Here is a 1,760-nt window from a genome sequence, read left to right as displayed (position 1 = left end):
CAGCGCTTCCCGGCAAGTGTCGCGGATGGCTGTGAACATGTCATCCAGTTGGGATTCCGGCACGCCATACCCCTGGTGCGACAGGCGGGCAGACTGAAGTTCAAAGCGCGGCAATCGACTGCCCTCGGTAAGACCGATGATGCAGTCGAAGCAGGTTGTCAGCATGGAACCGCGCACGCCACCATCCGTGTCCATCGCGAACAGGTCTTCAAATTCGGGATGCTGTGCGAAGAGGCGCCGATAGATCAATGGCGCGGGATCAGCGCAAATCTCTCCGAAGCGTTCAAGCGAAAGCATGATGGGTTCAGATGCGGCCATTCCTTACCCTACCGGCGGCTCAGCCCCCGCGCAATCGCAGGACGAGGCGACGCGTGGCACGCTGGCTCATCTTGCGGTGTCGGGCAATCCGCTTTGCAAGATTCTGGCGTTCCTCGCGGGTGCGACCAAGATCATAGAGCTGCGCCGCAAAGCCCAGCGCAGCCTGCTGGTCGCTGTTCGGTCGGCGGGCGGCGCCCTCCTCCTCCGCCCAGCGGCCCGGATGAAAGCTGGCGGTCACTTTGGGCTGATCATTGCCGAGATAATGGAGGAAGGCTGCAGGCGCGGAAACATTTCGAATGATCGCATCCGGAATGAAGTGCAGCCAGTCCTGATGCTGTTGCCAGCGCCAGGTGTTGGGGGAATTCTTTGTACGCACGCGCAGCCCGATGATGCGTAGGCGGCGCTGAACGGCGGTCCAGTCTTGTCCTTCCCGCTCGGCTTGCAGTTTCATGAGGCGGATCAGGCCCTCCATCGTTCGGCCGGAGGCAACAAAGTCGACCAGGGCAATGGGGCGCGAACCGGTGGCGATCGCCTTGGGGCCGAGACCTTCGGCGGTGAGATACTCGAACAGACCCTGCAATGCCGGTTCCGGCAATTGATCGACCGCGCTGGCATTGCGCAGAGAGTACTGGATGAGGTGAAGCCGCGGCGTGTCGCGCAGCCCTTCGAAACAGCCAGACAGATAATCATACAGGTTTTCGGGCGTCCTCCCGATAAAGGCGAGGTCTGACCGGTTCGCATGCGCCAGAATGCGGGCAGCCGTGGATCGCAGGGATTCAAGGAACATGTCGTTCAATGAGCGCGTCTCGGTCGCGCCTGTAATCAGGCCGCCCAATTGCTCGCGCTGTGCGATGTTCCATCGAAACGGTTTCGCCAAACTTCTGCCTCCCGGTCTTTTCCTTCGACTATAGGGCCTGCGGGGGGCGCTTTCCAAATCCGTTCTGGGGTCCTACATGCAGCGGATGAGCAAGACGCTGACAGTTCTGGGCATCGAGACAAGCTGTGACGAGACGGCCGCGGCTGTGCTGCGCCTGACCGATGGCCGGGCAGAGCTGGTCTCGGACGTGATCCGCACGCAACTGGAAGAACACGCGCCCTATCTGGGTGTGGTACCGGAAATCGCTGCGCGCGCACACGCCGAACTGGCTGATTTGACCGTGAAAGCCGCGATGCATGAAGCAGGCATTTCCTATTCAGCGCTAGACGGGATCGCCGCCACGTCCGGTCCCGGCCTGATCGGCGGCGTGCTGGTGGGCATGATGACCGGAAAGGCCATCGCGCAGGCAGCCGGAAAGCCCTTCATCGCGGTCAACCATCTGGAAGGGCACGCGCTCAGCCCTCGGCTCGGCAATGATTGCCCGTTCCCCTATTTGCTGCTGCTTGTTTCGGGCGGACATTGCCAGTTCCTGGAAGTGCGCGACCTCGGAAATTATCGCCGACTC

At 61.5% G+C, this 1,760-nt stretch carries 2 protein-coding genes and 1 pseudogene; 1 reads left to right on the top strand and 2 read right to left on the bottom strand.

The window, feature by feature from the left end:
- Both B4F73_RS08385 and B4F73_RS08380 read right to left on the bottom strand, forming a co-directional pair.
- A partial coding sequence (locus tag B4F73_RS08385; RefSeq protein WP_290482995.1) for a globin occupies positions 1–297 on the bottom strand: 297 nt, incomplete at its 3' end.
- Between the two features lie 40 nt (positions 298–337).
- Positions 338–1,195, bottom strand: coding sequence for a hypothetical protein (locus B4F73_RS08380; protein ID WP_206991950.1), 858 nt, complete (start codon positions 1,193–1,195; stop codon positions 338–340).
- 85 nt (positions 1,196–1,280) lie between these two features.
- Between B4F73_RS08380 and B4F73_RS08375 the strand changes: the two are divergent.
- A pseudogene (locus B4F73_RS08375) lies at positions 1,281–1,760 on the top strand (tRNA (adenosine(37)-N6)-threonylcarbamoyltransferase complex transferase subunit TsaD); the annotation flags it as partial.

Origin of the sequence: Hyphomonas sp. UBA3601 (assembly GCF_002375605.1) — a bacterium.
In the GTDB taxonomy this organism is placed as follows: Bacteria; Pseudomonadota; Alphaproteobacteria; order Caulobacterales; family Hyphomonadaceae; genus Hyphomonas.
Note: the sequence above shows the minus strand (reverse complement) of the source record. Positions and strands in the feature narration are given on the sequence as shown.